The organism is Marinomonas foliarum, assembly GCF_003337275.1.
In the GTDB taxonomy this organism is placed as follows: domain Bacteria; phylum Pseudomonadota; class Gammaproteobacteria; order Pseudomonadales; family Marinomonadaceae; genus Marinomonas; species Marinomonas foliarum.
Genome location: NZ_QPJQ01000039.1, coordinates 16897 through 38196 on the forward strand (window position 1 = coordinate 16897; position 21300 = coordinate 38196).

General features: G+C 45.5%; 16 protein-coding genes. 4 read left to right on the forward strand and 12 right to left on the reverse strand.

Going from position 1 to position 21300, the window contains the following annotated elements; genetic code table 11:
- Positions 1 to 9: 9 nt before the first annotated feature.
- On the reverse strand, positions 10 to 774 hold the full coding sequence (locus tag DFP77_RS16755) for a hypothetical protein (protein ID WP_114413373.1): 765 nt from the start codon (positions 772 to 774) through the stop codon (positions 10 to 12).
- 283 nt (positions 775 to 1057) lie between these two features.
- On the opposite strand from DFP77_RS16755, the gene DFP77_RS16760 reads away from it, so the two are divergent.
- Complete coding sequence (locus tag DFP77_RS16760) at positions 1058 to 1615, forward strand: CBS domain-containing protein (protein WP_114413374.1); 558 nt, start codon at positions 1058 to 1060, stop codon at positions 1613 to 1615.
- A 100-nt stretch (positions 1616 to 1715) separates the two neighbouring features.
- Here the strand turns inward: DFP77_RS16760 and DFP77_RS16765 are convergent, their stop codons facing one another.
- The 6 genes from DFP77_RS16765 to DFP77_RS16790 all read right to left on the reverse strand — a co-directional run bounded on the left by DFP77_RS16765 (position 1716) and on the right by DFP77_RS16790 (position 10571).
- Positions 1716 to 3107, reverse strand: coding sequence for an NAD-dependent succinate-semialdehyde dehydrogenase (locus tag DFP77_RS16765; protein ID WP_114413375.1), 1392 nt, complete (start codon positions 3105 to 3107; stop codon positions 1716 to 1718).
- 13 nt (positions 3108 to 3120) lie between these two features.
- Positions 3121 to 4404, reverse strand: a complete 1284-nt coding sequence (doeA, locus tag DFP77_RS16770) for an ectoine hydrolase (RefSeq protein WP_114413376.1) — start codon at positions 4402 to 4404, stop codon at positions 3121 to 3123.
- On the reverse strand, positions 4401 to 5660 hold the full coding sequence (locus DFP77_RS16775; RefSeq protein ID WP_114413377.1) for an aspartate aminotransferase family protein: 1260 nt from the start codon (positions 5658 to 5660) through the stop codon (positions 4401 to 4403). Before DFP77_RS16775 ends, doeA begins: the two co-directional genes overlap by 4 nt.
- A 54-nt stretch (positions 5661 to 5714) precedes the next feature.
- Complete coding sequence (gene doeB2, locus DFP77_RS16780; protein WP_114413378.1) at positions 5715 to 6902, reverse strand: N(2)-acetyl-L-2,4-diaminobutanoate deacetylase DoeB2; 1188 nt, start codon at positions 6900 to 6902, stop codon at positions 5715 to 5717.
- A gap of 625 nt (positions 6903 to 7527) precedes the next feature.
- Complete coding sequence (locus DFP77_RS16785; protein ID WP_114413379.1) at positions 7528 to 8973, reverse strand: aldehyde dehydrogenase; 1446 nt, start codon at positions 8971 to 8973, stop codon at positions 7528 to 7530.
- Positions 8974 to 9116: 143 nt separating this feature from the next.
- On the reverse strand, positions 9117 to 10571 hold the full coding sequence (locus DFP77_RS16790) for an aldehyde dehydrogenase (protein WP_114413380.1): 1455 nt from the start codon (positions 10569 to 10571) through the stop codon (positions 9117 to 9119).
- Positions 10572 to 10724: 153 nt separating this feature from the next.
- Here DFP77_RS16790 and DFP77_RS16795 point away from each other — a divergent pair, with 153 nt between their 5' ends.
- Complete coding sequence (locus DFP77_RS16795) at positions 10725 to 11612, forward strand: helix-turn-helix domain-containing protein (protein WP_114413381.1); 888 nt, start codon at positions 10725 to 10727, stop codon at positions 11610 to 11612.
- A 334-nt stretch (positions 11613 to 11946) separates the two neighbouring features.
- On the opposite strand, the gene DFP77_RS16800 is transcribed toward DFP77_RS16795, so the two are convergent.
- From DFP77_RS16800 to DFP77_RS16820, 5 genes are all read right to left on the reverse strand, one after another.
- Entirely contained in the window at positions 11947 to 13164 is a 1218-nt protein-coding gene (locus tag DFP77_RS16800) for a metallochaperone AztD (protein ID WP_114413382.1), read from the reverse strand.
- 168 nt (positions 13165 to 13332) lie between these two features.
- Positions 13333 to 13803 (reverse strand): DUF2867 domain-containing protein, encoded by a 471-nt coding sequence (locus tag DFP77_RS16805; RefSeq protein WP_114413383.1) that lies wholly within the window; start codon positions 13801 to 13803, stop codon positions 13333 to 13335.
- Positions 13804 to 13858: 55 nt separating this feature from the next.
- Positions 13859 to 14503, reverse strand: a complete 645-nt coding sequence (locus DFP77_RS16810) for an ATP-binding cassette domain-containing protein (RefSeq protein ID WP_114413384.1) — start codon at positions 14501 to 14503, stop codon at positions 13859 to 13861.
- A complete protein-coding gene (locus DFP77_RS16815) occupies positions 14491 to 16218 on the reverse strand; it encodes an ABC transporter permease (protein ID WP_114413385.1) in 1728 nt (575 codons plus the stop codon). Before DFP77_RS16815 ends, DFP77_RS16810 begins: the two co-directional genes overlap by 13 nt.
- A 215-nt stretch (positions 16219 to 16433) precedes the next feature.
- A complete protein-coding gene (locus DFP77_RS16820) occupies positions 16434 to 17645 on the reverse strand; it encodes an ABC transporter substrate-binding protein (protein ID WP_114413386.1) in 1212 nt (403 codons plus the stop codon).
- 167 nt (positions 17646 to 17812) lie between these two features.
- On the opposite strand from DFP77_RS16820, the gene DFP77_RS16825 reads away from it, so the two are divergent.
- Together DFP77_RS16825 and DFP77_RS16830 are read left to right on the forward strand one after the other, a co-directional pair.
- The gene (locus DFP77_RS16825) at positions 17813 to 18955 is read left to right on the forward strand and encodes a succinylglutamate desuccinylase/aspartoacylase family protein (RefSeq protein ID WP_114413387.1); all 1143 of its coding nucleotides are present in this window, start codon (positions 17813 to 17815) and stop codon (positions 18953 to 18955) included.
- A 30-nt stretch (positions 18956 to 18985) separates the two neighbouring features.
- The gene (locus DFP77_RS16830; RefSeq protein ID WP_258861201.1) at positions 18986 to 21292 is read left to right on the forward strand and encodes an ATP-dependent helicase; all 2307 of its coding nucleotides are present in this window, start codon (positions 18986 to 18988) and stop codon (positions 21290 to 21292) included.
- Positions 21293 to 21300: the final 8 nt, after the last annotated feature.

Here is a 21300-nt window from a genome sequence, read left to right on the forward strand (position 1 = left end):
ATTTTATACCTAATAAATGCGGGTGATGAAATGTTCAGCGAATTTTCTGGGTAGGTTGCTGTCGGCTAACAAAGTTGAAAGACCTAGGTTAGTTGAATGAATTTGATCTGGGCTTAAATCGTCTTCAATCTGGAATTCTGTGGTAATCCAATCTTTATCGTCATGGCCTTTTTCTATGCGACGTGAAATCTTGTAATGCTCGATACGTTGAGCAAGAAAATAATTGCTGACAAGTGTGAAATACTCTTCGGTTTCTTCTGGAGTAATATCGTTCTTAACAAGATACTCTTGCAATAGGTTTTCTTGAGGGACGTTGGATTTTAAATACGTCTCCATCAGTTTGGTGTCTTTCGCAAACGCCCCCATGCCTTGATAAAGATTGCTTAGCGTAACAATTACGCTCATGGATGCCGGAGTGGATGCTAGGTAATCTTCGAGCACCTGAACTGCCATTTTTGGAAAACCTAGGCTGTTAAGATGAGAAGCGTAGTTACTGTAAATAGTGGCATTATCTAGATAATTTAATGTTTCGAAAAACGCTTTGCTCAACTCTTTTTGGTTACCCAGAGCCACTTGTAAATACATCATTGCTACGTGGCTGTAGCCTTTAGACAGTTCGCTTAGATGACTGATTTTTACTCGAATGTCTCGTTCAATACTGGCTTTTTCGAACTCAGTTAACACACTAAATGGCCCCATTTGATAGTAAAATTGCACACATTGCGTCATTACATCATTCATGAGGTCGTTTATCGAAAGCTCGGACTGCGTCATCGTTTTTCCTACGTTCTCTATCATTTAGCCAATTCACAATGACTTGATCCTACCAAATATGATTGAAGCACGACTATAGCCACTGACAAAAAGAGCAAGCTCAACATGATTTCAATGTAGAAACGACATAAATAGTGCAAAACTTGCTGTAGAGACGGTCCTTAGGCTTGTAATTGTTATTTTTAGTACTTATCTATTACTTTATCAATAATGATTGCGATATGGTTGTCAGACACCGTCTACATTATATTTATTACAAGAGAGAACTTCGGAGCGGCTTTATATGAAAAAACTAAATTTTTACCCAACAACTGATATCGACGAATTGGCTTGGCCTGAAGAAAATTATGACCTTACCATCGATTCCCCAGCACTGAGCTTTTTTACTGATTTTAAAAACAATAAACCGTTGATCGTTGAGTCCACATGGTCTGTGTTAAATGTTAAAGAGCTCATGCAAAAAGAGCATGTGCGCTTAAAATTTGTCATTGATGAAAATAAGCATTTTATTGGCGTTGTTAGTGCTGATGATCTGATCGAACGAAAAATTGTTCAAAAAGTTTCGGAGGGTTTGGAGCGAGCTGAAATCGTCGTTGCTGACCTAATGACAGCTAAAAAGAATCTAAAAGCATTGGATTGGCAGGATATTTCCAAAGCCAGCATTTCGGATGTGATCACCGCCCTTAAAAATGATGGTGAACGTCACTGTCTTGTTATGGATCGTGAGAATCACAAGATTCGAGGCATTTTTTCAGCCAGTGATATTTCGCGCAGACTGCGTCTTAACATCGATATTCAAGAAAAAACCAGCTTCTCTAAAGTATTTACCGCAACACTGTAATTTCGAAAGTGAAAGTAGACAGAAAGTTGCCTTATGTATTGAAGTAAAGAAGAGCCCCATTATGGGGCTCTTCTTTTTTGTTTATAGCCGTTGTTAATGGCTAAGCAATCCAAATCTGTTGTACGTTAACAAACTCCCTTATACCTTGCGGGCCAAGTTCACGACCATATCCGGATTTTCCAATCCCACCAGATGGCAATCTTGGGTCGCTTTTTACGATACCGTTCACGGCAATTTGTCCTGATTCCAGTGTCTCAATGGCTCGGTCTATGGCTACTTGGCTGCTGGTCCAGATGCTTGCGCCTAAGCCGTATTCAGTGTTGTTAGCCAACTCCAGAGCTTGATCAATCGTATCAATTGGCGTCACGCTGAGCACTGGTCCAAAGGTCTCTTCTTCAAATACTGTCATGCCAGGCTTTACATCGACCAATAACGTCGGCGGATAGAAGAAACCCGAACGAGAAGGTAAGTCGCCGCCTGTTAAACAGCGTGCACCCGCGTCGATGCTTGCAGATACTTGGCGATGTAATTGATCTCGTAAATCTTCTCTCGCCAATGGCCCTAGATTATTACTTTCGTCTCTTGGATCACCACATTTGAGTTTGCTAAAGCGTTCACGTAGTGCTTCACAGACTTCGTTATAAATCGATTTTTCGACAAACAGGCGTTTTACGGCGATACAAGATTGCCCCGCATTAATCATGCGCGAGAGAGTTATAATATCGAGTGCTTTTTCCAAATCCGCATCGGCCATCAGAATGCAAGGATCAGAACCGCCAAGCTCTAAGACGGCTGGTTTTAATCCCGCTGCCGCTTGTGAAGCAATGGATTGTCCCGCCTTACTTGAGCCGGTAAAAGACACGGCTTTTACTTGCGGATGGTCGATCATTTTACTCGCCACCGAGTTTTCGACGGCTAAGTTTGTGACGACGTTTTCTGGCACGCCAGCTTGATAAAAACATTCCACCAATTTATTTGCTGTGGCAGGCACATTCGGATCGGCTTTTAGCACGCAAGTATTACCCGCCATCAAGGCAGGTGCCAAAAAGCGTAATGCCAACCAAACCGGTGCGTTCCAAGGCAAGATGCCCAACACCGTACCAAGAGGAGGGTATTGCACATAGCTGTGGCTCGCGTCCGACTCTAAGCTTTCAGGTGTTAGAAACGCTTCACCGTTGTCGGCATAATATTCTGCACACCACGCACTTTTCTCGACTTCAGCAACGCCTTCTTTAATTGGCTTGCCCATTTCAAGCGCCATTAAATCGGCCAGCTCGTGTTTGTTTTCTCGCATTGACGCTGCAACGGCTTTTAATATAGCCGCTCGCTTTGGAAAGCTTTTCGCCTTCCATTCCGAGAAGCCTGCCGCCACCTTATCGATGGCGGAGCGTGCTTCATCAAGTGACAACGCGGCACATGAAGGTAAGGCTTGCCCAGTTGTAGGGTTGATGCTTTCAAGGGCTGCAGTTTCTAGTTTGGCTGCTGTTAACATAGTCACCTCCTAATTAGCTCGCCGCTTTCTCGGTTTGCTTGGTGTTCGATTTGGACTTTTTGACTTCCTCTTTTGTCGGCAAGGTGCTGGACAGGTCGATCGCTTTGTTTTCCTGAGGCACGGCTATGCCGGATTCGGATTTCACCGTAAAGTCACGATCCATGCTAAAGAAAGAGCGACAGCCATCTTCGGTAATTTCGATGGTATCGGAAATGCCACAGGTTTTATCGCCTTCAATGCCCCACATCCATGGAATCATATGGAAAGTCATACCTGGTTTTAGCACCGCAGAATTACCTTGTTTCAAGCTGATGATGTAGCCTTCATCCCAGCTTGGTGGGAAGGCGATGCCGATGGAGTAGCCAGAACGCGTGATTAAACTGGCACCGACTTGGTTGTCCATAATAATGTTTCGCACCATATTATCCACGTCCGACACTGTCATGCCCGGCTGCACCACGCGATGAATTTCATTGAGCGCGCGCTTCATGATTTCTTGGGATTGATACATGGCATCGGATAATTCGCCAAGAATCACAGTACGCATCATGGCGGTGTGATAACGACGATAACAGCCACCGACTTCCAAAAAGACGTGTTCATTCGGTTGAACCGTTCGACCTTCGAAAGTAGCATGACCTATCATGCTTCTTGGCCCAGAAGTCACGTAGGGCATGACTGCAGGCGTTTCACCACCCGCACGGAACATGGCCGCCGCGATTTCTGCACCAATTTCGTTTTCCGTAATGCCTGGGCGACAGATCTCAATACCGGCTTTCATACCGGCTTCTGTCGCCAATGCAGCACGGCGCATTACCATGATTTCTTCTTGAGACTTACAGATTCGGCCTTCTTCGACGATGCCGAAACAGTCCATTAACTTGGCGTTTTTCAATGTCGTGTGAATGCAATCTTGCTGGTAAGCTGGGAAGAAGTAGCTATTGCGTTCATAACCAATGCGTTTGTCTGCCAAACCAAATTCTCGCAGCGCATCCACTAGCATTTGAATTGCATCGCCTGTATCTGGATAAGGTCGAGTGAGTTCAACCCATGTGCGAGCAAATATATTAGATTCTTCCAACGCTCGGGTGATCATGAAAGGCTCTTTTTCGAGCGGAATCACTAACGCCTGAAAGAAGGAGTAGCCAGTAGTCTGATAATCCGTTAAATACGCGATGTTCTCAGGGTCTGTGATCACAATTGCATCCAAGCGGCGCTCAGCAATGCGAGCGCGTAATTCACCTAGTCGGCGCTGATATTCAGCAAAGGTAAAGGTCATATCATCACGTTCAATCATGCGGCTTCCTCCATTACAAAACGTACGGCGTCTTTTAAAATATCCAAGCCTTCTATTAAGTCCGCGTCAGGGATAGTTAATGGTGGGATAATCTTCAAGACGCGACCGCCACTGCCACACGCGCCTAGCATCAAGCCTTTTTGGAAGCAACGCTGTACGACTTTTGCTGCAACTTCGCCGCTGCCCATATCCAAACCTAGAATCAGGCCTTTGCCGCGCAGTTCTTTGGCGCTGTTTTCGCTTACTAAGGGTTCTAGTGCGCTACGAACGGTTTTGACTTTATCGACGACTTCTTTCATCAGTGTATCGTCTTCAAAGTAGCTCAATGCGACTTCACCCGCTACAAAGGACAAGTTTTGCCCGCGGAAGGTGCCAGTGTGTTCGCCTGGCGACCAATGTTTATCCAAATCAGGGTGTACTAAGTTCATTGCCATTGGAGTCCCCGCGCCGCCAATACCTTTGGCCAAGGTAATAATGTCTGGGCTGATGCCCATATCATCAAAACTGAAGTATGAGCCAGTGCGTCCACAACCTACTTGAATGTCATCAACGATCAGCACTGAGCCAAATTCTTTGGCGAGTTTTTCCAGTTTTTGCATCCATTCTTTACAAGCGACATTCACACCGCCTTCCGCTTGAATCGTTTCTACCATGAAGGCCGCTGGTGGTTTAATACCACTGGATGGGTCGCGGTATTGGCTCGCTAATGTGTCTAACGCCGCAAGTGACGTTTCTTGATCGTGTTCTTGATCGAATAATTCATGGCTGACATGCAGCAAAGGCACACCGGAAGCCTGACGGAAATATTCATTTGCTGTTGCCGCCAAAGCACCCAGTGTCATGCCGTGAAAGCCTTGGCTAAAAGCGACGATATCGTGGCGGCCTGTGGCTTTACGAGCTAACTTCATGGCAGCTTCGACGGCGTTGGTGCCTGTTGGTCCCATGAACTGCATGCAATGCGGCATGTTTCTTGGCTTAAGAATGACGTCGGTAAACTTCTGCATAAATTGGGCTTTTGCCTGGGTTTGCATATCCAAGCTGTGCAGCACGCCATCTTTTTGCATGTAGTCAATCATGGCGTCTTTCATGTGTGGGTTGTTGTGACCAAAATTAAGTACCCCAGCGCCGGCGAAGAAATCGATGTATTCCTTGCCGTTTTCGTCAATCTGGCGAGCGTTTTTTGCCGTAACAAAAACCGTTGGGTACGTGCGAGCGTAAGCTCGAATATTGGATTCTCGTTGTTCGAAAATAGTCATAACGTCTCCTCAAAAGGTCTTATATCTATGACCTTTGGTTCGGGTTTTTGGATTTTATTGCTTGGGTATTGAGTGTTTTGGTAGTGATTGATCGGTAAGGCCGGCAAGTTGGCAAAACCAACGGCAGACATCTGCAATCAAGCGATCATTGAAATCGTAATGTGGGCTGTGGCAAGACACGTTATGGCCTTCGCCATCATCGCTACCAATCAGAGCAAACGCACCGGGAATAGCTTGTAAGTAATAGCTAAAATCTTCCGACGCCATGATAGGCAAGGCTTGTCCATGATTAAGTGTTTGCTCGCCATAAAGTGATTGCCATACCTCGCGACCATAAGTCGCTTGGGCTTTATGGTTAATGGTCGCTTGGTAGCGCATATCATGTTCGACAATGCATTCCACGCCATAAGCTGCTGCCGTTTGCGTAGCGACATCGGTAATGTGTTTATTAATTAACCTTCGTGTCGCTTCGTCTGGAACGCGAATGCTGCCACTTAGTGTCGCTTCTTCTGGGATTACCGTTGGCGCAGTTCCACCGTGTATTTGCGTGACACTGATCACTGCAGTTGCTTGCGGCGCAATACGCCGGCTGACAATTTGCTGCAAAGCAACATTAACTGCGCTTGCAGCCAGCAATGGATCAGCGCACAGCTCTGGTTGGCTAGCGTGTCCGCCGCGACCTTTGAATTCCATGCTGAAAGTGCCATTACCACACATGACAATGTTGTCTGGGCAAGCAATCGTGCCATAAGGCAAAGCTGGCCAGTTATGCCACCCGTAAATCTCACCGACATTTTCCAACGCGCCATCTTTGATCATTTCACGAGCGCCATGAAAACCTTCTTCGGCTGGCTGAAAGATTAATACCACAGGCTGAGGCAATTCTTTTTCAAACTGTTTTAACCAGCGAGCCGTTGCGAGCAAGGTTGCGGTATGGCCATCGTGACCGCAGGCGTGCATACAGCCATGATTTACCGACTGCCATTCCTTACCTGTTTGTTCGTCTATAGGTAAGGCATCCATGTCGCCTCGTAACGCAATCGCAGTACCTTTGGCTTCTTCATTGAGCCAAGCTACCGTTCCCGTATCGGCACAAGCACGCCATGGAATGTCTAATTCATCGAGTTGGTTTCGTACCAATGACGCGGTGTTTTTTTCTTGCCAGCTAAGCTCGGGGTGAGCGTGCAACTGCTTCCGCAATTTTTCAGCGAAGATGATATTGTCTTGCCATAATTTCTGCATAAACGCCTCCCTGAAAAGATTTTTAAACTTTGTTTAATTCGAAAACTTCATACAGTAGTAATTAAATAATTTGTGACTTGCAAGGCCGAAAAATAGAAAAATTGTTAAATAAAAGTAGATAAGGAAGGGAATATAAGAAGAAAAAAACAAAAAAAGCGCTCAAAACAAACACATAGATGAAAGTGTAAAAAATATTAAAAAAAACTAAAATTCACATTTTTATCAATTAAATAAGCTTATTTTCGTGCTCTAAAAATGCGCGTAATCGCCCTAAAAATAGGCGTTTAGAGTAGAAAATATAAATTTTAAATAGGTGTCATCTCTAATGATTAGTTATGTAACCTTTAAATTGGTAAAAGTTAGAGATCTAATTATAGTAGGCTGTTTTGTGTTGAGCCTAATTCTTTCGAAAAAGAGATTTTGGAGTTATTAGCTCTGTGATTCACACAGGTAAATAAAAGCGCACATAACTTAATACACATTAAGTCGATTTATAAAAAGTAGAGGGGGTGGAATTAAGGGAGGTATGAATAAGTCTACTAAACCTCAACTGAGCAGTCATAAAAAATGCCAGACCATATAGTAATAGACTGGCATTGAGCACCTTAATGAGCTTGAAGACCCTTTAGATAGGGTAGTGCTGCTTTGGATCTTCGATTGTTATCCAGCGTGAATCAGTAAATTCAGCAATGCCAGCTTTGCCACCGAAGCGACCATAACCAGAATCACCAACCCCTCCGAATGGCATTTGAGGCTCATCACCTACGGTTGGCCCATTAATATGGCAAATTCCGCTTCTAATGGCATTGGCGCAGGCAAGTGCTCGATTGATGTCTTGTGAAAAGACAGCAGCGGATAATCCGTACTCGCTGTCATTGGCGACCTCGATAGCTTCTTCATCGCTATTGACGCGAATAATAGATTTTACAGGCCCGAAACTTTCTTCAGTGTAAATGCGCATGGTGTCATTAACGCCATCTAACAGAGTGGCAGAGAAGATAGCGCCATTGTTTTCGCCTCCACATGCCAGTTTGGCGCCTTTTGCTACCGCATCATCGATTAAATCGTGCATTTTATCGGAGACTTCTGGGTTAACGAGTGAGCCTAGAACGACTGCATCACGAGGATTTCCCCATGGTAATGCTGAAGCACGAGCTACTAGTTTCGTTACAAAATCGTCTGCAATGGCTTCATCTACAATAACGCGCTCGGTGGACATACAAATTTGCCCTTGGTTCATGAATGCGCCAAAGATAGCCGCGTTCACAGCACCTTCTATATCGGCATCAGACAGGACTATGAGCGGTGCTTTTCCGCCGAGTTCGAGTAGGGCTGGCTTCAGGTTTTCACCCGCAATACGTCCGATGATACGTCCAACAGGGCTAGAGCCTGTAAAGTTAACGTGACGTACTTCTGGCGCTTCGATTAGGGCTTTTACTATGCTTGGGGCATCGCTTGGGTCATTCGAAATTAGGTTCACAACGCCTGCTGGGAATCCTGCTTCTAAAAAACAGTCGATGATTAAACGATGGGTTAGAGGGCAAAATTCGGAACTTTTTAATATCACGGTATTGCCGCATGCTAAAGGTGTCGCAATGGCCCTAGAGCCTAAGATAATAGGCGCATTCCATGGAGCCATAGCCAAACAAACGCCTTTGGGTTTATTAACCGACATGGCCAAGGTTCCCGGTTTGTTTGATGGGATCACTTCGCCACCCATTTGTGTAGTTAATGCTGCCGCTTCACGAATATGTCCGGCGGCTAGCATAACGTTAAAGCCAGCCCAAGGACCTGTGGCCCCAGTCTCGGCTATCATGGCAGCAATAAATTCGTCTTGCTTCGTTTCCATAATATCGGCCGCTTTATTGAGCAAATTGCGGCGTTCGGCTGGGCCTGATTGTGCCCAAGCCGGGAAGGCAAGTGCAGCAGCTTTAGTGGCTGCGTTTACATCGTCAAGCGTGGCTGCCGCTGAGGTAGAGGCAACTTGCCCTGTAACGGGATCTAAACGGTTATATTCTTTGCGGCTACTGGCTGTTAGGTCATTACCGCCAATGCTTAATAAAACAGTCATAACGTTTCTCCTTTTTATAATTTTAATGCTTAATTATTTTTGTTGATCTTGTTGATCTTGTTGATCTTGTTGATCTTGTTGATCTTGTTGATGCCATAAGAGCCTCTTTTCATTATCGTGGGTTAAGTGATAAGGATTGGAAGCTAGGTCGGTGAGACAGTAATCCAGCTCACTTCGGTGAATTCGTCCACGCAAGCGTCGCTACCAAATCGTCCATAGCCACTGGCTTTTAATCCGCCAAAAGGCATCGCTGGGTCATCTTTTACGGTGGCGGAATTGATATGGCAGGCACCGGATTCAAGCAGACAAGCCATTCTTCTGGCGAGTGGGATATCTCGGGTAAAAATGGCAGAGGCAAGTCCATATTCGCAATTATTGGCGACGGTAATAGCTTCTTCTGGTGAATCTACACGATAAATTCCGGCAATTGGGCCAAAGCATTCTTCCGAGTAAATTCGCATCATGGGAGTAATGTGGTCTAGCAAAGTCGCATCAATAAATTGGCCTCTGCGCTGTGTACCTGATATAAGCGTTGCCCCCTTATCGAGAGCATCTTCAATAAGTGCGGATAACCGTGAAGCGATGGAAGGACTTGCTACGGGCCCGAGTTTAACGCCTTTTCGACGAGGGTCTCCTGATACCAGGTCAGCAACCATCTCTTTTAGTATGCCAATAAACTCGTCTGCAATAACTTGCTCAACAATAATTCGATCCGTCGCCATACAGATTTGGCCTTGATTTAAAAAAGCGCCGTAAACCGCTTCACGTGCGGCCAGCTGTAAATCAGCGTCTTTTAAAACAATTAATGGAGATTTACCGCCTAACTCCAAAAGACAGCGCTTGAGATGTTGCGCCGAAAGACTCGCAATAATCTTCCCAACACGTGTCGAGCCAGTGAAATTAACCCGTCGTATTGACGGGTTCGCAATGAAGCTAGCGATGACTTCTTCAGCATGTTCTGGTGCATTCGTCATGACAGAAATTACGCCTTTTGGAACGCCTGCTTCGTGTAGTACTTCCGCTATTAGAGAATGTGTGGCTGGCGAGAGTTCAGACGCTTTAAGAATAACGCTGTTGCCAAAAGCCAATGGGAAGACGACGGAGCGCATGGCCAACACAATAGGTGCATTCCAAGGCGCAATGGCAAGGCATACGCCAACTGGCTGGCGGACAATATAGGAATCGGATGTTTCATTCTCGGCAAGGGACGAAGGGTGTTTAAGTGCCAAAGCAACTGCAGCTTCTATGGCTTCACCAGCGACATTGATATTGAAATCAACCCAGTCATTCACCGCGCCAATTTCCGTAAGCATCAACTGAGCAAAACGATCTCTGTACTTAGGCATGAGCTGTTTTGCACGGCGTAGAATTTTAGCTCGTTCGGAAACGTGGGTCGTAGACCATTTTGAAAAATTAGCGGCTGCGAGCGCAGTCATGTGCTCTGCATCTTCTACGCGACCAGATGCCGCGCGAGAAGCGACCAAATTAGTGCTCGGGTCTAATCTTTCAAAATAGCCGCCAGCCGCTGCTGGTGTGTATTGGCCGCCAATGAACAAGTTCACTTCGGGTATGATAGATGGATCTACATCTCGGTACATAATGTTCAAAATTACACCTTGCCGTTATTAGATTTTTTATCGGTCGATGAGTAACGGTTAAAAGACTAACAGCTATATTTTCTATAAACATGTTAAATTATGGCTTAATCTTGTTAAATTCTGGTTTATTTGATGGTTTCTTGAGGAAAAACGATGCTGACAAATATCATTGGCTCGATGGTGCGGTTTGAGTCTATTCAACCCGGTTTGCAATCTCGAATATTTAGCACGGGCAATGACAACTTTTTTGATTTCAATTTAATCGGCATCATTCAGCGTGGCGATGCGACTGTCTCGATGGAGGAAATGTATCAGGTTACAGAGTCTTCTATTTTCTGTATTCCTCACAAAAAACAAGCCAAGGTATTAGTGCCTGCAGGTAGTCAGGTTTGGTTGTTAGGTTATCGAGATGAGCTTAGTTCTTTGGTGACAGGGTCTGACTTAGACAGTGCCAAACTTGAAACATTGATGCGACAATTCACCATTACATCGAGTTCAAAACAAGACATAGACGAAGAGTTTTTACCTCTTATGAAGTTATTAAAGGCCGAAATATCCACTACCAATAAGCGCTCGCGTACAGTAATTTGCTCCATTATTCGTGTTTTGCTTATCGGTATTTATCGCCTTAGCAACATCGAATCTATTCGACTAACGCATTCCCCTGATGAACTCGTGCTTCAACAGTTTCGTCAGCTTGTGGAGGTTGAATACCGGAATAGAAGGCCAGTTTCTTATTATTGCGAGGAACTGATTATGACCTATGACCGATTACACGCAATCTGTCAACGCAACTTAAAAAAGTCGCCCTTGCAGCTGATAAATAGCAGAGTGCTGATAGAAGCCACATCGAGACTTAAAAAGTCCGCAGGATCCATACAAGCTATTGCCAATGACCTAGGCTACAGTGATGGCAGCCAGTTTAGTCATTTTTTTAAAAAGGAAACAGGCATTTCACCCAGTCAATTTAAGCGTAATCACACAGAGAAAGGTGTCATTGAAAGTGATGAAAATACACCTGACTTTTCGGATTGGCCGTAAGCTAAGAGTGTCTGTCAGCGCTCGTAGCCCATATTTTTTTCCATTTCTGGCTTGCATTTGTTTGATGTCTTGCTCAAAACGCTCTGGAGAGAAATCGACCAGATCTTGATCTTCGTAATGTTTAACAAACAAATCATAGTTGCCTGTGTCATCGGCTTTCAGCTTTGAGTTCTGGCATATTCGTTTTCTTACTTGGTAATTATTGGTCTGAACGAATTGAAATTACAGTTTTTAAATCCTGCAATATTTTTGAGCAATTTAAAACAACAAAACCACCTTACATTGCATAAAGTGGTTTTGGGGTACTATCACTCTAACTAAAGCTGAGGGAAAATTAGTGGCTAATACCGCTACCGCCAGCAATGACAATATTATAAGGAATGCCATCAATTTTAATGCTCTTTGACTCAGAGAAGTCCTTTGCATTAATGAGGCGTATCAGGCCAGCATTTGGGTCAGTTATAACAATATTATCACCAGCCATGGCTAAGCGAGGTCTTGGGTCATTCCAGTGCCCGTCCATACTGTATGGCGCGGTTACGCGAGTGCTTTTTTCGATTTCACCACTTAATAAGTTAATACGGTGGATTTCACCATTTTCGGTTAGAACGTAGGCATTCTGAAGCTTAACTGGATCTAAAATGAAGTCCACACGGCGGAATGGCAGCTCCACAAGCTGCATGTAAGGTGCTTCTGTTGGATCTATAATGGCTAAGCCTTTTTTGCCATAGTTGCCAAGGAATATCTGAAAGGATTTAGAGCCTAGTAAGGTGCCTGTCGCTTCCCCTTTTGGAAAGTCTGCAGGATAAGGAAGCATTTTGTATTCTGTACCGTTTTTACCTGCTTTTGCGGCTAAAACTCCTTCTTTACAACCGACTGTCAGGTAAGTGCCAGAGAAGGCTTCTCCATGTAATCCTGTGCAAGTTTGCAGTTCACCTACGGTTGTTCCGTCTGTCTTGATTGCTTGTAAGCCTATACGTGGTGGGGCATGACCTTCTTCTGCTTCGTTCGATGCAACACTAGAAAGCCAGTTATCCTTCCAAGAGGTCACAAAACCATGATGAGCATGATTTTGTTGAACACGCGTTACCTCAATATGACCCTCTGTCAGTTCATGGCTGTCCAATACATCAGCGTACCCACCTTTATCAAAGTTGATGGACACAAGACCATCGTGCTCAACTAGATGAAATGGACGAGGGCCCTGGAGCGCTTTTTTTAGTACAACAGGATCGTTGATTTCTATATCAGTGTGAGCACCGTGATCATGGAAATGAAAGCCAGATTGAATAAAGTTCACCTGATCATTATCAGACTGAACAGCAACAATTAGACCGTTATTGGAAACAGAGTAAAGCTTGCTTTGTCCTGCAGTATTAAATGTCCAACGCTTACTTGGATTATCTAAATCAAAAGCGGTGACTTGTGGTTTAGCGTGATCACCAATAAATACACGATAACGAGTCATGCTGTCATCGTGGGTCTCGCTTGCAATCGCAGTGGAGCTAATGCTCAGTGCGAGAAGGCTAACACTGCTAAGGCGTTTGATCATTCAGTTCTCTCCTTGGAAATTGTAATTTTACTCAATGCGGTGTTCGTCATTTGCATCGATACTGTCAATCTAGGGTAACGAAAAAAGAGATGTTATATCATAACGTTAATGTGCACAATAAGAGACTATGGCCAGTTTATGAACTTGAATAGGGAAAGCTTTGTAAGGTTAAGTGTTGCTAGACAGGCTTAACGACTGAACGCGAGACAATGCATTACGAACAATTAACACATGAAAAGGTAGAATAGTTTTAAGGTAAAGTTTTCCGCCAATATTATGGGGATGAACCCAAGTCGATAAAAATACTCGCCCGTCTTGAGCGATAACAGACACCCTAAAATCCAAATGTTTGTCGTTAAACCCTGCGATCAATTCTTGATCATTCTCTGATTCAACGGGGAAAAAGCCAACCTTGTCTGCTGCTTCTGGTCCATCGTTCAATAGACCAAATTTTGAAACAACAGAGTTTCGTATGCTTACTAGAAAACGCGCCCATCCGGGAAAGTCGGTAATAATTTCAGCTGCTTCGCGAGGTGATAAATTGGATTGAACAGCGTAGCTGTCTATGAAATCCGATTTATTGATACGATCGGTAAGAAGGCTGTTTTTAGGAAGTTCCGTTTCGACGACTTTGCTCATTGTTAATCATCCTGTTGATTTTTGTATCTGCTAACAGTTTATCTGCGTTTTTGTTTTATTCAAAAGGGCTTTTTACTCCCAACTCCAAGCAGTCTCCTTCCATGGCTTTGGCATCTTCAGGATCATGTGTGACAAGGAGCGCGGGGATATTGGCTTTTTGTATTTCGCTGAGCACAAAGGTTCGAACGTCGCGTCTTAGAGCTGGGTCGAGTTTGCTGAAGGGTTCGTCGAGCAGTAGGAAGTCGGGTTGGGAAAGCAGTGTGCGAAGCAGGGCAGCGCGGGCTTGTTGTCCACCGGAAAGATCTTTTGGTAGGGCGTTGGCTTTGTCGGGAATGCCGAGTTTTTCCAAGGCGTTTTGCGCCATGTCGATTCGTGCAGATTTTTTGATGTCGGCAGGGATGGCAAAGAGTAGATTTTCTATGATGCTCATGTGAGGGAACAACAAAGGCATTTGTTGTAACAAGCCGACTTTTCGTTCTTGGGTAGACTTTGTGTGCAAGGCTTGGTTGTTTAAAAAAGCTTCGCCAGTAGTGGTTAAGTTAGGTGATAAAGAGCCGCTGAGAAAATGCAGTAAGCTGGATTTGCCGATGCCGCTTGGCCCCATAATGGATAAGACTTGACCATCGGCGATCTCAAAGCTCAAATCTTTGATAAGTGTCTTGCCATCCAATGTCAAAGAAAACGCATTTACACTGAGCACTCTGTATTCCTTCTGCTAAACAAATTTTTTAATACCAGTCGCCACCTAGTCCAACGTGGTGGGATGAATTGTGCGAGCCAAAATACCATGATGGGAAAGAAAGCTTGCAGCATTGCCATGCTGCCTACTTGTTTTCTGTCGCCTGATGCGGCTTGCGCCACGGCTTCTGTCGTTAACGTGCTGTAACGGCCTTCACCGGCGATAAGGGTCGGTAAATACTGAGCGATGCTGACGGAAAAACCAATCGCAAAAGCCGTCAATATTGCTGGTTTTAACATGGCGATTTTCACTAAGACGTAATTACGCCAAGGGCGATGATTGAGTCGATTAGCTTGCAGTAAGTATTCTTCTTCGTAGGCCAAATAGGGGCCTTTTAACGTTAGATATACATAAGGCAAAACATACATTAGGTGCAGGGCAATAATGGCGCACAAGTCGCCATTGAGGTTCAAATAAATCAGCAACACATGCAAACCAAATAGAAATCCAATTTGGGGTAAAAGAATAGGTACATAAATCAGCCAATCGAATACATGCGGTTTACTTGAGTTTGAAGCTGTCATGTTGTGACGTTTGGTTTCCAGCATCACAAGGCTAATCGCGCACGCCATGAGAGTTGCCACTAAGGCAATGGTTAGCGTATTTGAGGTGAGTTCCATCAGTAGCGGTGTGGCGCGTTCGATATTGTCCCACGTCCATTGGCTCGGTAGCGCATCAGGGAAACGCCAGCGTCGAGTCAGTGACCAAATAGGTAGCAAAGCCAGAGCCACAAAGGCATTCAATAAGGCGAGCAAACCCAAAACGACACCTAATCTGAGTACGCTGTCGGTTAAGCCAAAGCGCTTGCCATTGCTGCGTTCAGCACGAGTTAAGCGGCTAAACAACAAGTGCGAGAGTTCCCAGCCAGCCAATACAACAACAATGACGAGCATAAGAGTGACTGCGCCCGCGCTGGCCATTAATCGCATGGATAAATCTGGGTCGTTAAACCAGCGCAATAAAGTGACTGCCAGTGTTGACGGTGTATTGGGGCCAATCACCAAAGCTAAATCCACCACCGTCAAACTAAAAGCAATGACGATAAAAATAGGCAGGCGAATGATCGGATAGAGTTGAGGGATTAACACCTTGCGCCATAAGGTGAAACGGCTGTAACCAAGTGCTTGGCCCACTTGTAAGCTTTCCCGCGCCTTTATGCTTTTCATGGTGGCGAGCATAACAAACAGCAGGTAGGGCATTTCTTTTATCACAAGGGCGAGAATCAGGGAAACGCCATAAGGATCTTGTACAGTAATCCAGTTAGGCGGTCGGTCAAACCCTGTCAACCATGGACTAAACAACCGAACTAACCAACCAGATGGACTCAATAGAAACAACAAGCCAATGGCAATGGCCGCGTGAGGAATCGCCAGAATCGGTGATAACAGTGCTTCGACTTTACGGAAAAATGGTCGTTGATAACCCCAAGCCAACAGCGACAGAGCGAACCAAAGGGCGAGCAGAGGCGCGGCAATTCCCGTTATGAGAGTGAGTTTTAAACTGGCGTAAAATTCCCCTTGGGTAAACAAGTCACGCCAAGGAGAGAGAGAAAGGTCGTATTCACCAAGGGGAGGAAAATACGCAAACGCAGGAAGCAAGGTGCCGATCAAACCAATGGCAAATACCAATAACAGACTAATTATCCCAGTGATCCATTTCGCGTGTTTTAACGGCATCTTACTTCTTAATATATTTGGGGCTAATAATCCTAGCTACTAATGTTTGTCATTCCCGCGTTTGAGCTTGTCGCTAAACCCCTACCCTAATCCTCCCCTTTAAAGACACAAGGGGAGGGAATTAAACCAGTCTGCTCCTCCCCCTGCTAAGGGGGAGGCTGGGAGGGGGTGTTGCGATGGTCTCCATCGCGGGAATTACACCGTATCTTTAAACCTTATTGTGCGTAACGCTTACGCCACTCACTCTCTAACGCTCCCACCCAACTACTGTGTGGTTCCGGTAGCGTTTGTCCTAGCTCTTCAATGCTTAATGTGGCGATGCCACGTGGCAAGGCATCGAATTTGGTTTGTTCAGACGCAGGCAATTTTGCGTAAGATAAAACACTTAAGTCGCCCCAAATGGTCGGCGTTTGTTTTTTAATTTGTGCTTCAGGTGACAGCATAAAGTTGGCAACCACTTGTGCGCCTGCTGTTGCGCTGCTGTTGTAGGGAATCGCTAGAAAGTGCGTATTACCAATGGTGCCGTTGGTGAAAACGTAAGAGCGGACTGTGTCTGGCAAATTGCCTTTGTCGATCTGAACCGATGCAGCGGAAATGTCGAAGCTTAATGCAACATCGATTTCTTGGTCATCGAGCAAACGCATCATTTCTTCTGAGCTAGATGGAAAGGTTTGACCATTGCGCCATGCGACTTTATGAAGCTGATCTAAGTAGGCCCACAAAGGTGCGGTGATTTTATCGAAATCCACACTGTCTGCAGGTTGTGAAAGCGCTTTGCGATAAGGTGTTAATTCGTACAAGGCTTGCTTTAAAAAGGTTGAACCAAGGAATTGCGGTGGCTCTGGGTAGGTGATTCGTCCTGGGTTGGCTTTCGCGTAAGTGAGCAAATCGACAATGGATTTGGGTGGGTTGCTCAAGGTCGCGGTGTCGTGCATAAAGATGACTTGCGCCATGCCCCAAGGGGATTCCATGCCATCAACGGGCGTACCGAAATCTTGCGTTAAGCTTTGGCGTGCGTTTTCGTCCACATAAGTGATGTAGTTTGGCAGTGACTGGCTGAACGGGCCAAATAATAGATTGTTGTCTTTCATGGCACGGAAATTTTCGCCATTTAACCAGATGAGGTCGATTGAACCATTAGTGTTTTTGCCTGCGGCTTTTTCAGCTAAGACACGATTGACCGCATCAGAAGTATCGGTCAGTTTCACTTGTTTTAGCGTCACATCGTATTCTTCTTTAATACGGTCGGCGGCCCATTGAATGTAATCGTTAATATTGTCAGCACCGCCCCAAGCATTGAAATACACGGTTTGTCCTTTGGCATGTTGTAGCGTGTCTTGCCAAGTCTCTGTTGTGCTGGCTTGGGTGGATAAGCTGGTAAACGCAAACGTGGCAGCGATGGAGGCTGCGAGTAACGATTTTTTCATTCCTTTCTCCTGATGTTTTTAATCTGTACGAAAGCTTAGACGTAAATAGATCTTTGTTTCTTACAACTTTTATATTTAAGGAATTGTTTTTTATTAAGAATCGGTTTTAGCGTACCATGTTGCATGCTCAAATTGCTTGACTGTTTTACTGCTTTTTTCGAGGTGTTATGTCTTACCAAATTTACTCTCATGTATTGCCTAGCGCGACACCGGGAACTCAACGTGTGTTAAAAGCCCATCACTTTGGTGAAGCGGGTGCGCGACCTAAAGTCTATTTTCAGGCGGGGCTGCATGCGGATGAATGGCCGGGCTTTTTGGTACTTAACACCTTGCTAAGAAAATTGAAGAAAGCCGATGAAGAAGGCTTGATTCAAGGGGAAATAGTGATTGTACCTGTGGCGAACCCGATAGGTTTGGCGCAGAACTTTCATGGTTATATTCCTGGACGCTTTGCCTTTTCTGATGGCGGCGGCAATTTTAACCGCAACTGGCCCCAGTTAGGCGCGAAAGTAGAAAAACGCATTAAGGGCGATGTGACCGGCGATATTCAAAGTAATATCGAATTAGTTCGCCAAGCAATTCACGACGAGCTGGTACTGTTGCCAGAAACCACCGAACTTCAAGGTATGAAGAAAACCTTGTTGGCTCTGTCTATGGACGCAGACGAAGTGCTCGATTTACATTGTTCGGGCGAAGCCAGCATGCACGCCTATGTGGCGCAAGAATTCGAAAGTCATTTTACACCCTTGTTAGCGTTACTCGGGGCAAAAGTCGGTTTGTCTGAACTGGAAACCGGTGCCGCCTCGTTTGACGAAACCAATGTCAGCGTGTGGCGGGATTTAAAAGCCCATTATGCCCATTTGATTCCTTGGGGAAGTCGCTCTTTAACGGTAGAATTACGCGGCGAGAACGATATATCCAATGAGTTTGCTCAGCAAGATGCGCAAGCCTTGTTCGATTACCTTGTGCTGCGAGAAGTGATTGCAGGCAAACCACCTGTGATTGATGACAGCCAAGTCGAATATTATCCATTGGATGCCATGGATTTAGTCAAAGCGCCGTGTGCTGGCATTGTCTGCTATCACAAAGCCATTGGCGACGCAGTAGAAGAAGGTGAGGTGATTGGTGAAGTCGTGAACCTGATGGACGACGACGTTGAGACCTCCAGTTATCCTTTGATCTCACGCACCAATGGCGTATTTTTCGCCCGAGTACAACGACGTTTGGTGGTGTGTGGCGAATCTATTGCCAAGATCGCCGGTAGAGAACACCTTGCGTTTCGTGAAATTGGCCATCTATTTGAAGACTAGCGCTTTGAAGATTTACAAGGCAAAACTATTTTGATTCAAGCTCAACCTAATACTGACGTGACGTCCTCGTTAACCGATGAGCAGCAAAGCGTTGTTCATCACGATCTTTCGTTGCCAGCAAAAGTCATCGCCGTAGCGGGCGCGGGTAAAACCACCACCTTAATTTCTCGTATCGAGCATCTGTTGGCTCAGGGTGTGGATCCGTCGCACATTGGCGTGTTTATGTTTAACAAAAGCGCGCAAGAGGAATTTTCCGAGCGTTTGAGCAAGCGACTCATGAGTGCTGGGCATTTGCGTTCACCAAGCGTGATGACCTTTCATGCCTTTGGTATGAAGTTTTGCCGCCGCTTAGAACAGCAAGGTTGGCTAGCGAGTGCCAAGTTAATTACCGACGATTTTAGTTTGGTAAAAATGTTACGCGAGGCGTTACAGCGTTTGGTTCGCAATGGTGAGAAAATCGCTATTTTAGACGAGAAAGATTGGCTAGAAGATGTCTTGTTGTTTGTCGATCAAGTGAAAGCTTCTGACCAACCTGCGCAGATCGTTTTTGAAGCTTTGGGCTGGTCTAACGAACGTAAGTTTTTCCCAGCGTTATATGATGAGTTAGAAAAACTGCGCAAGCGTAATAACATACGCTTTTTTGCCGATTTACTCAGCGACCCTTATGAATTAATCAGTGAATTAGACGAAGCTGAACGCGTGAGAGTGCGTGGTTTGGTGCCGGATTTTCGTTACTTGCTAATTGACGAGTTTCAAGACATTAACCCTTGCCAATACGAATTGCTCAAGCTGCTTTATCCAGTGCCTTGCCAATGGATGATTGTCGGCGATGTTCAGCAGTGTATTTATGAATGGCGCGGTGCTAGTCCAGAGATTATGGCGAGTCAGTTTGATCAAGACTTTTCAAACGTAGCGACTTATCCGTTGAGCACCAGTTTTCGTTTTGGCCATGCCGTCGGTTTAATGGCGTCGAGCGTGATCAGTGAAAACGATCCTGATGCCTTGGTGATTGGCGCTGGCGAGCGCACGCGAGTGTCTTTTGCCCGCGCTCCGAAAACGGGTAAGGCGTTGTTGGGGGAGCTCAAATCTTGGGTTGATGAAGGTCGTGCATTGAGCGATACCGCGGTATTGGTGCGCTTGTACAGTGACATGGTGCCAGTGCAACTAGCCTTGATGCACAAGGGCGTGCCGTATCAATTACATGGTGACTCGCCATTGTTGGAAAACCGCCAAATTCGCATGCTAATGGCGTATCTGGCGGTGATTGCTGGTGGTTTGGAAACGTCGAACACCTTCTTCCATCCTGACGATATTGAATACTTGCTGACGGTGCCGAGCCTTGGTGGTTCTATGGCGCAGCGCAAAACCTTGATTCAACAAGCGAAACAGTCTCCGCATTTGTTGCCGCAGATTATCGAATCTGTGGCTGATGCCACGGATGGCTGGCGTGCTAAAAAACTCTACGAACGTGCTGATTGGTTGCGCAGCTTAGGCATTTATCGCACCGATCCGGGGCAAGGCTTAGCGCATACCTTGGAGAAACTGGGCATTTATCGTTATTTCGAAAGCACCAGCAGCAAAGATATTCAGACCCAAGAAAAGATCGCCACCTGCGATGCCTTTATGGCCTATGTGCGAGGCGTAGGCGGTGATGCCAAGTCGATCTTGGAACAACTTGCCACCCTGAATGAAAAGCAAACGGACGATGTTCACGGCGTGCATTTGATGACGATTCATAAGTCGAAAGGCTTGGAGTTCGATCAGGTGCTATTGTCTGGCTTACAAGAAGGCCGCTTCCCGTATTATGACGAGGATTTGAGCGCCATAGACAAGCAGGCCGCCAGTGATATGGCATCGGAACGACGTTTGTTTTATGTGGCCATTACGCGGGCAAAACAGAAGTTAGTCCTGCTCGAATCCCCAAGTGCTGATGAGCACAAACGTATGAAACAGGGTGACATTCCCCGTACTGCGTTGAAAAGCTTGTCCTTGTCGCGTTTTGTGTTCGAAGCGCAGCCGTACGCGGTGAGCCATATTTGTGAAGCTTGGTACAGTGAAAATACTGGCACGCAAATTGATACGGAGAAAGGTTCGGTGTTTCAGCGCTATTTAAATGCGGTTGATCCTTCGCCTGCTTTAACCTTTCGCCATCGTGTAGAAGGTAAGAGTCTATTACAGCCCGGCGACAAAGTCCGTCACGACCAATTTGGTCAGGGCGTTGTTGTCCGACAAGAGCGAGACGCCAAGCAAATGATTTTCGTGGATTTTGGTGAAATGGGTCTAAAGCGCTTTAATCCCAAGCATACACAACTTATAAAATTGTCTTCCAGAGCTTAAGGAACACC

What these genes read in the sequence shown, in the direction of transcription:
- DFP77_RS16790 (WP_114413380.1), bottom strand. Translation starts at nt 10,571, where the DNA reads ATGTACCGAGATGTAGATCCATCTATCATACCCGAAGTGAACTTGTTC.
- DFP77_RS16760 (WP_114413374.1), top strand. Translation starts at nt 1,058, where the DNA reads ATGAAAAAACTAAATTTTTACCCAACAACTGATATCGACGAATTGGCT.
- DFP77_RS16795 (WP_114413381.1), top strand. Translation starts at nt 10,725, where the DNA reads ATGCTGACAAATATCATTGGCTCGATGGTGCGGTTTGAGTCTATTCAA.
- doeB2 (WP_114413378.1), bottom strand. Translation starts at nt 6,902, where the DNA reads ATGCAGAAATTATGGCAAGACAATATCATCTTCGCTGAAAAATTGCGG.
- DFP77_RS16825 (WP_114413387.1), top strand. Translation starts at nt 17,813, where the DNA reads ATGTCTTACCAAATTTACTCTCATGTATTGCCTAGCGCGACACCGGGA.
- DFP77_RS16775 (WP_114413377.1), bottom strand. Translation starts at nt 5,660, where the DNA reads ATGACTATTTTCGAACAACGAGAATCCAATATTCGAGCTTACGCTCGC.
- DFP77_RS16765 (WP_114413375.1), bottom strand. Translation starts at nt 3,107, where the DNA reads ATGTTAACAGCAGCCAAACTAGAAACTGCAGCCCTTGAAAGCATCAAC.
- DFP77_RS16815 (WP_114413385.1), bottom strand. Translation starts at nt 16,218, where the DNA reads ATGCCGTTAAAACACGCGAAATGGATCACTGGGATAATTAGTCTGTTA.
- DFP77_RS16800 (WP_114413382.1), bottom strand. Translation starts at nt 13,164, where the DNA reads ATGATCAAACGCCTTAGCAGTGTTAGCCTTCTCGCACTGAGCATTAGC.
- DFP77_RS16820 (WP_114413386.1), bottom strand. Translation starts at nt 17,645, where the DNA reads ATGAAAAAATCGTTACTCGCAGCCTCCATCGCTGCCACGTTTGCGTTT.
- DFP77_RS16805 (WP_114413383.1), bottom strand. Translation starts at nt 13,803, where the DNA reads ATGAGCAAAGTCGTCGAAACGGAACTTCCTAAAAACAGCCTTCTTACC.
- DFP77_RS16755 (WP_114413373.1), bottom strand. Translation starts at nt 774, where the DNA reads ATGACGCAGTCCGAGCTTTCGATAAACGACCTCATGAATGATGTAATG.
- DFP77_RS16785 (WP_114413379.1), bottom strand. Translation starts at nt 8,973, where the DNA reads ATGACTGTTTTATTAAGCATTGGCGGTAATGACCTAACAGCCAGTAGC.
- doeA (WP_114413376.1), bottom strand. Translation starts at nt 4,404, where the DNA reads ATGATTGAACGTGATGATATGACCTTTACCTTTGCTGAATATCAGCGC.